A 12,768-nucleotide genomic window follows, 5' to 3' on the forward strand; every position below is an offset into this window, starting at 1 on the left:
TATCTAACAAAATAAAGCCGGCCTGTTTTTATACAAGCCGGCTTACATATTTTTTTCAGAAAACGATCAGTCTTTAAGAGACTCCTGGAGTTTATCCCAATCGGCCAGAAAGCGTTCTAAACCGCTATCTGTCAATGGATGCTTCAGTAGTTGCTCGATGACGTTAAGCGGCATTGTGGCTACATCAGCGCCCATTCTAGCAGATTCAAGGAAGTGCATGGGATGCCGGATACTTGCCGCAAGTATTTCCGTTTCGATTGCGTAATTATCAAAAATCAACCGAATATCCGCGATTAGCTGCATACCATCAGTTGAAATGTCGTCAAGTCTTCCAATAAATGGAGAGATATATGTTGCACCCGCTTTAGCTGCAATCAGTGCCTGTGACGCGGAAAAGCAGAGAGTGCAATTCGTTTTTATCCCTTCTTCGCTAAAGGTTTTTATTGCCTTTATACCATCTTTAATAAGCGGAACCTTCACAACTACATTATCAGCAATAGCAGCTAGTTTACGACCTTCCTCAACAATTTCGTCATATTCTGTTGATATTACTTCTGCTGATACATCACCTTCAATCATGTTACAAATTTTGGCAATGTGGCCTTCAAAATCACTAACGCCAACTTTCATGCACAGGCTCGGGTTTGTTGTTACCCCGTCTAAAACACCAAGATCATTTGCTTCTTTAATTTCATCTAAATTAGCTGTGTCAATAAAAAATTTCATATGAAGTAATATAAGTTTGGTTATAGTTAATAGTTTAAAAAATACAATAATATAGACGGAATATCTTTACCAATTTTGATACATTATTTTTTCAAGCGGACACATGAATTTGTATTTTCAACTAAACAAAAACAATAGACGAGGTTATTATGAGTAAATCAGGCAAAGGATTTTCAATTGGACTGTTAACCGGTGTTGCAGCAGGTACGGTATTAGCACTATTGTATGCGCCTGACACAGGAAAGAATACCAGGGGTAAAATTTCCTATCAGCTAAATACCTATCTGGATGAACTACGATCATTAATTGAGCAGCTCAAGAATGAAAAGGAAAACATTTCATCCCAGGCAAAACAAGACAGTGATAAAGTTATTGAAGATGCAAAACAGCGGGCAGACGGACTCATCAAGGAAGCTGAGTCACTTCTCGAAAATATAGAGAAGTCCGGTAAATAACACTCCTTCTCCTTTCATATAGATATAAAAAAAGCCGCGTTGTTTTCACAACGCGGCTTTTTTTTTAACAGTTAGCTTTTACTCTTCGGATGTTTCAGATTCTGACTCATCGGCCCCAAGTGTTTCGAACACTTTTTCGACCTCTTCATCTCCTTCATCATACTCAGCTTTAGAGCCTACAATTAGCTCATCGTACTGGAGTAATCCGGTTCCGGCAGGTACTTTATGACCCACAACCACATTCTCTTTGAGGCCTCGAAGCAGATCTTTCTTCGCTTCGATGGAAGCCTGTGTAAGAACTTTCGTGGTTTCCTGGAATGATGCCGCTGAAAGCCAGCTCTCTGTTGAGAGGGCTGCACGTGTAATCCCAAGCAGAATCGGCTTAGAAATTGCGGGTTCCGCTTCACGAGTTTGAAGCTCTTCTTTCCCTTCGCCGATCAATTCGTTGTTAATCTCACGAATTTTACGCCGGTCGAGGATAGCCCCAAGCTTCTGGTCGCTGCCTCCGGGATCGGTAACAACAAATTTACCAATCAATTCGTCATTTCGGTTATTGAGCTCAAAACGGTCCACTTTATCTCCTTCGAGATACATGGTGTCTCCGGGATCAGTTACTTCAACTTTCTGCATCATTGTACGAACAATCACTTCAATGTGCTTATCGTTGATCTTCACGCCCTGAAGACGGTAGACCTCCTGGATCTCATTCACAAGATATGACTGAACAGCATAAGGGCCGAGGATATTTAGAATTTCCTGGGCGGGTATTGTTCCGTCAGACAAAGCCTGACCTGCTTTTACAAAGTCATTTTCCTGTACAAGAATATGCTTGGAAAGCGAAATCAGGTACGTCTTCTCATCTGTACCATCTTTACTTTCAACAATCACTTCCTGTGATCCACGCTTACGGCCGCCCATTCGGACAATACCGTCAATTTCTGTCACAGCAGCGGGATCGCTTGGTGATCTTGCTTCAAACAGCTCAGTTACTCGCGGCAGACCTGCAGTAATATCTTTCGATTTAGAAGCAGCTCTTGGAATTTTAGCAAGTATCTGACCTGCACTCACTTTTTCACCGTCATCAACGGTGATGTGTGTTTCTACCGGCAGTGTGCTTTCACGAATTCTGTCATCGTCACCTTTTACTACAATTGTAGGAACAAGTGAACGATCACGAGAATCGATAATCACTTTCTCCCGGTGACCTGTTTGGGCATCGGTATCAGCTGTGTAGGTTACTTCTTCAATGATATCTTTGTACTCAATCGTACCATCAATTTCACTGAAGATCAGGGCGTTATAAGGATCCCACTTACAAAGCGGCATACCCTTCATAACTTTATCGCCCTCTTCTACCATCATTTCTGAACCGTAAGGCACGTTGTAGGTGTTCAGTATTTTTCCATCCTCACCCACAATTTTCATTTCACCGGCACGGCTGAGAACAACATTGTGAACTTCTTCACCGTCATCATATTCGACAACACGAACATTATCGAACTCAACGGTTCCGTCGAATTTCGCTTTGTGCTGGGAGTCTGCCTCCATACGAGACGCTGTACCACCCACGTGGAAAGTACGAAGTGTCAGCTGAGTACCCGGTTCACCGATAGACTGAGCAGCAATAACACCAACAGCCTCACCTACCTGTACCATACCCGTTTTTGACATGTCTCGTCCGTAGCATTTAGCACACACACCGCGTTCGGTTTCGCATGTAAGTACTGAACGGATTTCAACTTCTTCGATGGATGTCTCTGCAATTTTCTTGGCGATAGAGTCTGTAATCAACTCGTTTGCGTCGCAGATAGGCTCATCAGAAATTGGATCGATAATTTCATGCATTGACACTCGGCCAATAATTCGATCCTCAAGACTTTCGATAACGTCTTCATTGTCTTTGAGTGCCTGCATTTTAATACCACGAAGCGTTCCGCAATCCTTCTCATTGATAATAATATCCTGAGAAACATCAACGAGACGACGGGTCAGATAACCGGCATCGGCCGTTTTCAGCGCTGTATCGGCAAGACCTTTACGCGCACCGTGAGTAGAGATAAAGTATTCAAGAACCGTAAGACCCTCACGGAAACTTGAGAGAATAGGATTCTCAATTACCTCGTTACCCTGTTGCATGGAACTTTTCTGAGGCTTCGCCATCAGTCCACGCATACCGCCAAGCTGACGAATCTGCTCTTTAGAACCACGAGCACCGGAATCAGCCATCATATAAACAGCATTGAAACCGTCTTTATCTTCTGTCAGACTTTTAAACAGTGTTTCAGACACACGGTTTGTGGTGCTTGTCCATTTGTCAATGACCTGGTTATAACGCTCGTTATCCGTAATGAAACCCATTTCATATCTATCCTGGATTTCTTCTACTTCGTTTTGAGCATTTTCAATGAGCAACCGTTTTTCATCCGGGATAATGATATCCTCAAGACTAAACGAGAGCCCACCAACAGTTGCCTGCTCGAAACCGGTCTCTTTCATCTTATCGAGAAAATGAGCGGTTTCAACAGAACCTACTGTGTTATAAATATTATCAATCAGTACCCGAAGTTCTTTTTTACCAAGTGTTCGGTTTACGAACTCAACACCTGCAGGAACAATACGGTTAAATAGTACCCGCCCAGTAGTTGTCTTGATAATTTCGGGCGCTATTGTTCCATCTTCCTGGGTTACAGGAACCCGGACATTAATTTTCGCATGTATGTTCAGTTTATTCTGATCAAATGCGATCAGTACTTCATCCGGAGTGGAAAATGTTTTCCCTTCTCCAAGCTTGCCATTCCCCATCTTGGTCATGTAGTAGATACCAAGAATCATATCCTGGGATGGAACAGCAACCGGCCCACCACTCGCAGGACTCAAAATGTTATGAGAACCAAGCATCAGAATTGATGCTTCCATCACAGCATCATGGCTCAATGGAAGGTGAACAGCCATCTGATCACCGTCAAAGTCAGCGTTAAACGCTGTACATGACAATGGGTGTAATCGTATCGCTTTATCTTCAATCAGTACCGGTTGATACGCCTGTATGCCCAACCTGTGAAGCGTTGGTGCACGGTTCAGCAGAACGGGGTGACCATCAATCACGTTTTCGAGAACTTCCCAAACGACCTGATCACGACGGTCCACTACTTTTTTGGCACTTTTCACCGTTTTCACATAACCGCGCTCAATGAGCCGGCGGATGACAAACGGTTTATAGAGTTCAATGGCCATCTCTTTTGGAAGGCCGCACTCATGCATTTTCAGATCCGGACCAACTACAATTACAGAACGTCCAGAATAATCGACCCGTTTACCAAGAAGGTTCTGACGGAATCGACCACTTTTACCCTTCAGCATATCACTGAGGGATTTCAGCGGACGGTTGTTATTTCGAACAGCATTGGATTTTCGTGAATTGTCGTACAGCGAATCCACTGCTTCCTGAAGCATTCTCTTCTCATTCCGGAGAATAACATCAGGTGCTTTAATATCGATAAGTCGCTTCAATCGATTGTTACGAATAATCACTCGGCGGTACAGATCATTAAGATCCGATGTTGCAAACCGGCCTCCCTCAAGAGGAACCAGTGGGCGCAGTTCCGGTGGAATAACCGGAATGACACTTTGAACCATCCACTCAGGACGGTTTTCGGTGTGCTGATTAGCCGCACGAAATGATTCGATAACCTGAAGACGCTTCAGCTTTTTCTTCTTCCGCATCTGCGATGTTTCATTCTTTACTTCGTATCGCAGTTGATAGGCGAGGCTGTCGAGATCCTGAGTTTTCAGGAGTCCTTCAACGGCTTCCGCCCCATCTTTAACCACAAATTTATCATCATCGTCATCATCTAAATCGTGATGATCTTCTGGTAGCTGATCTAAAATATCGAACTTTTCTTCTTCAGATATCAGATCGCCTTTTTTGTAACCAAGATCTCTTGCGAGTCCGGGATTGAGAATGACAAATGTTTCGTAATAAACTATTCGGTCAAGATTTTTTGAAGAATAACCTAACAGGTAGGCAATCTTACTTGGAAGGGATTTAAAGTACCAGATATGAACAATAGGCACGGTAAGAGTAATGTGTCCCATTCTCTCACGGCGTACTGCTTTTCGGGTAACTTCAACTCCGCAGCGATCGCAAATAATCCCTTTATAGCGAATACGCTTGTATTTTCCACAGTGACACTCATAATCTTTTACCGGACCGAAGATCTTTTCACAAAAAAGACCGTCCATTTCCGGTTTGAATGTTCTGTAATTAATCGTTTCTGGCGTAAGAACTTCTCCATGGGATCTGGAAAGTATCGTCTCAGCTGATGCGAGCGATATTCCAATATTAGAGAAGTCTTTCGTAACAGTTAATGTTTTTGTTGACGGCAAAGGATAACCTCCGTTTGGATTTATTTAACAGAACAAATTTAATCAATGTGAATTTCGAGTCCGAGACCCATCAATTCACGCAGCAGCACTTTGAACGACTCCGGTATGTCGCCTTCGGGAAGATTTTCACCTTTCACGATAGCTTCATAAACTTTGGATCGTCCTTTCACATCGTCACTTTTCACGGTGAGCATCTCTTTAAGTATGTTGGATGCTCCATACGCATAAAGTGCCCAAACCTCCATTTCACCAAGTCTCTGGCCGCCAAACTGTGCTTTACCACCCAGCGGTTGCTGAGTAATGAGCGAGTATGGCCCAATGGAACGTGCGTGCATTTTATCTTCAATCAGGTGATTCAGTTTCAGCATATACATCACGCCAACAGTAGTCTGCTGATCGAGAGCATATCCTGTTCGCCCGTCATAGAGCTGAACTCTGCCATCTTCCGGCAAACCTGCTTTTCTGAGCTCTTCCTGAACCTGGTCGTAAGATGCGCCATCAAAGATCGGAGAAGCGTATTTAACGCCAAGTTTCAATCCTGCCCAGCCGAGAATTGTCTCGTAAATCTGGCCAAGGTTCATTCGCGATGGTACACCCAGCGGGTTAAGTACGATGTCAACCGGCGTGCCATCTTTCATAAACGGCATATCTTCTTCAGGTACAACTTTTGCAATCACACCTTTGTTACCGTGGCGGCCGGCCATCTTATCACCCACCTGCATTTTCCGCTTTTTGGCAACATAAACTTTTGCCTTTTGGATGATGCCCGGGGGCAGCTCGTCTCCTACCTGGATTTGATATTTACGCCGCTTGGCTTCAGTATCAATCTCTCTTCGGAGATCCCTATAGTTTTTAAACAGCAGTTTTACGTGCTCAACAAGTTCATCGTCTGTTGCCCAGGAAATATTTTCGTTGATCGTAACAGGCTCAAGTTCTTCAAAAACCGATTTCTTGTATTTTTCGCCTTTTGGTATCAGCTCTACACCACTATAGTTATAAACACCGGGTGATGTTTTGTCTCTCAGCAGGCTGTACATTTTGTCGGCCCACATGGAGTTGAGTTCGTCAAGTTTTTCAGCATGGCGATCATTTTCAGCTTCTACCAGAGCTTTCTCTTCTTTTCGGGATATTTGCTCATCACGTTTTCTGCTGAAGAGTTGTGTATTAATCACAACACCTTTCACACCAGGAGGTGTCTTTAAGGATGCGTCTTTTACATCGCCTGCTTTATCGCCAAAGATAGCACGGAGCAGCTTCTCTTCTGGTGTCGGGTCTGTTTCTCCTTTTGGAGTAATTTTTCCAACCAGAATATCACCGTGTTTTACTTTAGCTCCTATACGGATTATTCCCTGTTCATCGAGGTTACGTGTTGCATCCTCACTGACGTTGGGAATTTCACGAGTAAGTTCTTCTTCACCCCGCTTGGTATCACGAACTTGTTGTTCAAATTCTGTGATGTGGATAGATGTATAAATATCATCCTGTACAATTTTTTCGCTAATAACGATAGCATCCTCAAAATTGTATCCTCTCCACGGCATGAAAGCAACAACCAGGTTACGGCCAAGAGCAAGCTCTCCTTTTTGGGTAGCACACCCATCAGCAATCGCATCACCCTCTTTCACCTTATCACCAACATTCACTATCGGGCGCTGGTTTACAGTTGTGTCCTGGTTACTACGTTCGAATTTTTTAAGCTTGTAAGATTTGATGCCTTCGTCGAAGTAGCAATTTTCTTCAAGCTCGGTTCTATCATATCTAATTTTGATCTCATCACCACTTACAAAGACAACTTCACCGTCTCCTTCAGCACTAATAATAGCCCTGGAATCTTTAGCGGCACGCTGTTCAAGACCTGTACCCACAATTGGTGAGTCCGGTCGCAATAGCGGCACAGCCTGACGCTGCATGTTTGAACCCATCAATGCACGGTTAGCATCATCATGCTCAATAAATGGAATGAGAGCTGCGGCCAAAGATGTGATCTGGTTTGCAGATACGTCCATATATTCAATTTCATCCGGTTTAGCCAAACCAACGTTACTTTCACGGAAACGGGAGAAAATCGCATCGTTCTCAAAATTCCCACTACTCGTCAGCGGAGCATTAGCCTGTGCAATAATAGTTTCATCTTCTTGCTCAGCTGCGAGATACTCCACATTATCAGTAACTGTACCTTCACGTACCTTTCGGTAAGGCGTTTCGATAAATCCGAAATCATTAATCTTCGCATGTACACAAAGAGAGGTAATCAAACCAATGTTTGGTCCCTCAGGTGTTTCAATCGGACATAATCGGCCATAGTGAGTATAGTGAACATCGCGAACCTCAAAACCGGCTCGCTCACGCGTCAGACCACCTGGACCAAGTGCAGACATACGGCGCTTGTGGGTCAGTTCAGCAATTGGATTCGTTTGATCCATGAACTGTGAAAGCTGATTTGTACCAAAAAAGCTGTTGATAACGCTTGAGATCGTTCGTGCATTTACAAGATCCTGTGGCGTCAGTTGCTCTGCATCACGGGAATTCATACGCTCACGAATGGTACGTGCCATACGGGCCAGTCCAATAGAAAACTGCTGACCGAGCTGTTCACCCACCGTTCGTACACGTCGGTTACTAAGGTGATCAATGTCATCAACCTGAGACTTCGCTTCTTTCAGGCGGATCACTTCTTTCACAATTGCAACAACATCTTCTTTCGTCAGATATTGAATCTCAGGATCCACATCAACTTTAAGACGCTTGTTCAGACGATATCGTCCAACTTCACCGAGGTCATATTTCTTGTCGCTGAAAAACAGACGCTCAAGAACCTGGCGTGCGGTTTCAGGATCAGGCATTTCACCCGTTCTGATCTGCTGATAAATTTCAGACAGAGCTGAAACCTCATCGTGAGACGGATCTTTACGGAGCGTGTTCATCACAACCGAGCGCTCAGACTCCTCAGCACCCATTTTCTGGATCAGAGTCTTCTTAGCGCCTGCTTCTTTAAACTTATCCCAATCTTCTGCTTCAATTTCGTGATCACGTTCGAGCAGTACCTTACGGCTTGTCGCCTCGGTTACTTCTCCCGTTTCATCATCTACAACTTCTTCGGTGACCTCCATTGTGAGATCAACAGCAAGACGCTGACCAACAGCTTTTTCATTGAAGGATTTCTTGGATTTGAGCTCAACTTCTTCAGAAAGCCCAAACAAGTTCAGTATTTCTAAATCAGATGAATAACCGAGTCCACGCAACAGTGTGGTTGCGGGTATCTTTTTCTTCCTGTCAATATAGGCCCAGAGCACGTCTCTGATATCATTTGTGAATTCAATCCAAGACCCTTTGAATGGAATTACACGAGCTGAGTAGAGCTGAGTACCGTTAGGATGGACAGACTGCCCGAAAAACACTCCGGGTGACCGGTGGAGCTGACTTACAATCACACGCTCGGCCCCATTTACAATAAATGTACCGCGGTTTGTCATCCATGGAAGATCGCCCAGAAAAACTTCCTGTTCGATAGTTTCGGCTGCTTCGTCGGAATCATCAAGAGATGACAGACGAAGTTTTGCCTTTAGCGGGATTGCGTAGGTAAGACCGCGTTCCTGGCATTCCCTCATATTGTATTTGGGGGTATCAACAGAATAATAGACAAATTCAAGAATATGTGTTTCCCGGCTATCGCTAATCGGGAAATTTTCATTGAATATGCGCTGAAGTCCCTGGTCTGCCCTATCATCAGGTGCAATATCAAGCTGGGCAAAATAATTAAAAGACTCCAGCTGAATATCCAGAAAATCAGGATAGTCTATAACGTGTTTAATACGGCCAAATGAAAGTCGATCGGTAAATGGGATTTTCTCCATAGTAGTACTCAAAAGGAAGCCTCTCCTTTAGGTTAAAAATAAGATGTGAAACGACTGTAGTTGCACGTTGAGAACGTAAATTGTACAGATGTTGTAGACGCCAAAAGCCAACAACCGATATAAACGGTGTTGGCTCTGACAAATTGTTTACTAAACCGGATTACTTAAGTTCTACTTCAGCACCGGCATCTTCGAGTTTGCTTTTCAGCTCTTCTGCTTCATCTTTTGAAACACCTTCTTTGATGGTGTTAGGAGCGCCGTCTACCATTTCTTTAGCTTCTTTCAAGCCAAGACCGGTAATTCCGCGAACCTCTTTAATAACAGCAATTTTCTTTGCGCCGGCAGCTTTCAATACAACATCAAATTCTGTCTGCTCTTCAGCGGCTTCTTCGCCACCGCCGGCAGGTCCTGCTACTGCAACAGCAGCTGCAGCTGGTTTGATATCGTACTCTTCTTCGAGCACTTTAGCCAATTCGTTGGCTTCTTTAACTGTTAAGTTTACTAATTGTTCTGCGATTTCTTTAACGTCAGCCATTGTTAGATTTCTCCGTTCGTCGTTTTATAATTAAATAAGTTGAAATGTGTAATTGGTTATTCTTCGCCTTTTTCAGCGATTGTTTTCACAGCGCCGGCAATCGTTTCGCCTTGTGCCTGCAGTCCGCTAACAACATTAGAGATTGGTGAGAGAAGCAGGCCTATAATATCGCCAATAACTTCATTTTTAGACTTCATGGCAGCTAATGCGTCAAGCTGTCCTTCGCCATAAAATTCACCGTCAATAATAGCCGCTTTAAATTCGGGCTTATTATTATCCTTAATATATTGTTTAAGGACTTTTGCAGGTGCTGCGAACTCTTCCTCTACAAAAGCAAATCCATTCTGTTCATTCAGATATGGGTAGAGTTCGTCATAACCGCCAATTGCTTCCATCGCTCGTTTAATCATTGTGTTTTTATACACTTTGTAACGAACGTCACCTTTTCTGAACTCTGTTCTCAAATCGGCCATATTGCCAACTGACATACCTTTGTAGTTGGTAATATAGAGACCGTTTGCTGCTTCGAGCTCTTTGGTGATTTCTTCCACAATTGCCTTTTTATCTGATAATGTAGGCATGTTGTATCCTTTTAATTTCTAAATTGAAGTAATGGATGATCGGCTGATCTGGATACTGGGGCCCATCGTTGTGCTCATATAAGCACTTCGAATGTACAGTCCTTTTGCGGACGATGGCCTCATCTTCATTATAGTCTGAAGAAATGAAATCGCATTTTCACGCAGCTCATTCGCATCAAATTCAGCTTTTCCGATAGAGGTATGCAAAATCCCTGCCTTGTCCACCCGGAAATCAATCTTACCGGACTTGAACTCTTTAACAGCGGATGCAATATCCATGGTAACCGTTCCGCTTTTAGGATTAGGCATTAACCCGCGTGGGCCAAGGTGCCGTCCAAGCCTTCCGATTTTTCCCATTACATCAGGTGTGGCAATTATCACGTCGATATCTGCCCACCCGTCCTCAATTTTTTCGATGTATTCGTCCAGACCTACAAAGTCGGCGCCTGCTTCTTTGGCTTCTTCTTCCTTCGCTTCATTTACTAAAGCAAGCACACGCACATCCTTACCTGTACCATGTGGAAGAGAAACTGTTCCGCGCACCATCTGATCTGCATGACGTGGATCCACACCAAGCCGGAGATCTAAATCGACCGACTCATTGAATGACGCTATTTTAGTCTTTTTGACTAAATCGCACGCCTCTTCAATTGTGTATTCCATATCATTATCAATCAGCTCTGCAGCCTGACGATATTTTTTACCTCGCTTTGCCATTTTCTTAAATCCTCTTAGTTATCTCGGATTACTCGCAAACCCATACTTCGGGCAGTTCCGGCAATCATCTCAGCAGCTTGATCTACATCGAAGGCATTTAAGTCTTCCATCTTCTGCTCAGCAATTTCCTTACACTGCGCCAGGGTGACTTTCCCAACCTTTTTACGGTTTGGTTCACCTGATCCGGATTTAATTTTAGCGGCTTTTTTCAACAGTACTGCTGCGGGAGGCGTTTTCGTTTTGAACGTAAACGACTTATCCGCAAATACTGTGATTTCCACCGGAATAATTGTACCAGCTTTGTCCTGGGTTTTTGCGTTAAATGCTTTACAAAACTCCATAATGTTGATGCCGGCCTGGCCTAAAGCTGGACCTACCGGAGGAGCAGGGTTTGCCTGCCCACCAACGATTTGAAGTTTTAGCACTTTATCTACTTTTTTTGCCATATAGAATCAATTAGTGATTCATTCTTCTGTTTGCTGCGTAATAGCTCACGTTAAAAAAGATCTTATGTTGTTGATTCAACCTGGTTCAGGTTTACCTCAACCGGGGTTTTACGCCCAAAAATACTTACCAGAACCCGAAGTTTCAGTTTATCGGGTAATACTTCCTGTACGGTTCCGTCAAATTCTTTAAACGGACCATCAATAACTTTCACGATATCTCCTTCTTTGTAAGGAATATCTACGACACCGCCGCTTTCGACCATTTCTTTATTGTCGAGAACGCGGCCTAAAATACGTTCAACTTCACTTTGTTTGAGGGGCTGCGGTACCGTCTCATTTTTTCCGGACTTTAAGAAACCTATACATGATGGTGCCCCTTGAACCAAATTATTTACTTCTTCGTCATATTTAGTGCTCAGCAACATGTAACCTGGAAAGAAATTTTTCTCTTTCTGTTTTTTCTTGCCAGATCTAATTTCCACAATGGTTTCGGTAGGTATGAGTATCTCTTCAATTTTATCTTCAAGTCCCTGCTCTGCAATTTCTCTCTGCAGGTATTCCTTTACTTTTTTTTCATGTCCGGTAAAAACACGAATTACATACCATTCATATTCACTGTCAGAACTCATAAGCTGTATATAGCCTCCAAAACTGTGCTGTAAACCTGATCCACGCCAAAAATGAATGTCGTGATGATAATGGTAAACACAACGACAATGATCGTATTATCAATCAGCTCTTGTTGCTGCGGCCAGCTCACCTTTTTCATTTCGGTTCTTACACCATCTAAAAATTCTTTTATCTTCTGCATGGTTTCATTCAACTTAAACGGTTGTCAACATTTCCGCTGACATTCAATTGTTTGCACGGGTGGAGAGGCTCGAACTCCCGACACCTGGTTTTGGAGACCAGTGCTCTGCCAACTGAGCTACACCCGTAGATAGCACGAGGTGAAAGCCTTTTTCAGGCTTCACCTCGTGCTCAAATTCAGGGCACTAAGCAGTGTTAATCATTAATTTTGGTTACCACGCCTGCGCCTACTGTACGACCGCCCTCGCGAATCGCAAA

11 protein-coding genes and 1 tRNA gene are annotated in these 12,768 nt (G+C 43.5%); 1 reads left to right on the forward strand and 11 read right to left on the reverse strand.

Annotated features, from left to right (window positions below; translation table 11 throughout):
* Positions 1-66: 66 nt before the first annotated feature.
* Positions 67-726, reverse strand: a complete 660-nt coding sequence (gene fsa / locus AABW11_RS17965) for a fructose-6-phosphate aldolase (RefSeq protein WP_340106641.1) — start codon at positions 724-726, stop codon at positions 67-69.
* 149 nt (positions 727-875) lie between these two features.
* Here fsa and AABW11_RS17970 point away from each other — a divergent pair, with 149 nt between their 5' ends.
* Positions 876-1,181, forward strand: coding sequence for a YtxH domain-containing protein (locus AABW11_RS17970; RefSeq protein WP_340106643.1), 306 nt, complete (start codon positions 876-878; stop codon positions 1,179-1,181).
* 78 nt (positions 1,182-1,259) lie between these two features.
* Here the strand turns inward: AABW11_RS17970 and rpoC are convergent, their stop codons facing one another.
* The 10 genes from rpoC to AABW11_RS20215 form a co-directional block, all read right to left on the reverse strand.
* Positions 1,260-5,567: a DNA-directed RNA polymerase subunit beta' gene (gene rpoC, locus AABW11_RS17975; RefSeq protein ID WP_340106645.1), complete on the reverse strand. Its 4,308-nt coding sequence runs from the start codon at positions 5,565-5,567 to the stop codon at positions 1,260-1,262.
* Positions 5,568-5,605: 38 nt separating this feature from the next.
* The gene (gene rpoB / locus AABW11_RS17980; protein ID WP_340106659.1) at positions 5,606-9,421 is read right to left on the reverse strand and encodes a DNA-directed RNA polymerase subunit beta; all 3,816 of its coding nucleotides are present in this window, start codon (positions 9,419-9,421) and stop codon (positions 5,606-5,608) included.
* A gap of 160 nt (positions 9,422-9,581) precedes the next feature.
* Complete coding sequence (gene rplL, locus AABW11_RS17985) at positions 9,582-9,956, reverse strand: 50S ribosomal protein L7/L12 (RefSeq protein WP_340106647.1); 375 nt, start codon at positions 9,954-9,956, stop codon at positions 9,582-9,584.
* A gap of 56 nt (positions 9,957-10,012) precedes the next feature.
* The gene (gene rplJ, locus AABW11_RS17990) at positions 10,013-10,537 is read right to left on the reverse strand and encodes a 50S ribosomal protein L10 (protein WP_340106649.1); all 525 of its coding nucleotides are present in this window, start codon (positions 10,535-10,537) and stop codon (positions 10,013-10,015) included.
* An 18-nt stretch (positions 10,538-10,555) separates the two neighbouring features.
* Positions 10,556-11,254 (reverse strand): 50S ribosomal protein L1, encoded by a 699-nt coding sequence (gene rplA / locus AABW11_RS17995; protein ID WP_340106651.1) that lies wholly within the window; start codon positions 11,252-11,254, stop codon positions 10,556-10,558.
* 14 nt (positions 11,255-11,268) lie between these two features.
* On the reverse strand, positions 11,269-11,700 hold the full coding sequence (gene rplK / locus AABW11_RS18000) for a 50S ribosomal protein L11 (RefSeq protein WP_340106653.1): 432 nt from the start codon (positions 11,698-11,700) through the stop codon (positions 11,269-11,271).
* Positions 11,701-11,762: 62 nt separating this feature from the next.
* Positions 11,763-12,329: a transcription termination/antitermination protein NusG gene (gene nusG, locus AABW11_RS18005; RefSeq protein WP_340106655.1), complete on the reverse strand. Its 567-nt coding sequence runs from the start codon at positions 12,327-12,329 to the stop codon at positions 11,763-11,765.
* Entirely contained in the window at positions 12,326-12,511 is a 186-nt protein-coding gene (gene secE, locus AABW11_RS18010; protein WP_340106657.1) for a preprotein translocase subunit SecE, read from the reverse strand. Before secE ends, nusG begins: the two co-directional genes overlap by 4 nt.
* Before the next feature lie 54 nt (positions 12,512-12,565).
* A tRNA-Trp gene (locus AABW11_RS18015) sits at positions 12,566-12,638 on the reverse strand.
* Positions 12,639-12,705: 67 nt separating this feature from the next.
* Positions 12,706-12,768, reverse strand: a 63-nt coding sequence (locus AABW11_RS20215) for an EF-Tu C-terminal domain-related protein (RefSeq protein ID WP_445263799.1), incomplete at its 5' end; no start/stop codon positions are given.

Origin of the sequence: Rhodohalobacter sp. 8-1, assembly GCF_038150125.1 — a bacterium.
Classification (GTDB): domain Bacteria; phylum Bacteroidota; class Rhodothermia; order Balneolales; family Balneolaceae; genus SW132.

Bases quoted from the DNA above. Each gene is read 5' to 3' on its own strand.
- fsa (WP_340106641.1), bottom strand. From the start codon at position 726: ATGAAATTTTTTATTGACACAGCTAATTTAGATGAAATTAAAGAAGCA.
- AABW11_RS17970 (WP_340106643.1), top strand. From the start codon at position 876: ATGAGTAAATCAGGCAAAGGATTTTCAATTGGACTGTTAACCGGTGTT.
- rpoB (WP_340106659.1), bottom strand. From the start codon at position 9,421: ATGGAGAAAATCCCATTTACCGATCGACTTTCATTTGGCCGTATTAAA.
- rplL (WP_340106647.1), bottom strand. From the start codon at position 9,956: ATGGCTGACGTTAAAGAAATCGCAGAACAATTAGTAAACTTAACAGTT.
- rplJ (WP_340106649.1), bottom strand. From the start codon at position 10,537: ATGCCTACATTATCAGATAAAAAGGCAATTGTGGAAGAAATCACCAAA.
- rplA (WP_340106651.1), bottom strand. From the start codon at position 11,254: ATGGCAAAGCGAGGTAAAAAATATCGTCAGGCTGCAGAGCTGATTGAT.
- rplK (WP_340106653.1), bottom strand. From the start codon at position 11,700: ATGGCAAAAAAAGTAGATAAAGTGCTAAAACTTCAAATCGTTGGTGGG.
- nusG (WP_340106655.1), bottom strand. From the start codon at position 12,329: ATGAGTTCTGACAGTGAATATGAATGGTATGTAATTCGTGTTTTTACC.
- secE (WP_340106657.1), bottom strand. From the start codon at position 12,511: ATGCAGAAGATAAAAGAATTTTTAGATGGTGTAAGAACCGAAATGAAA.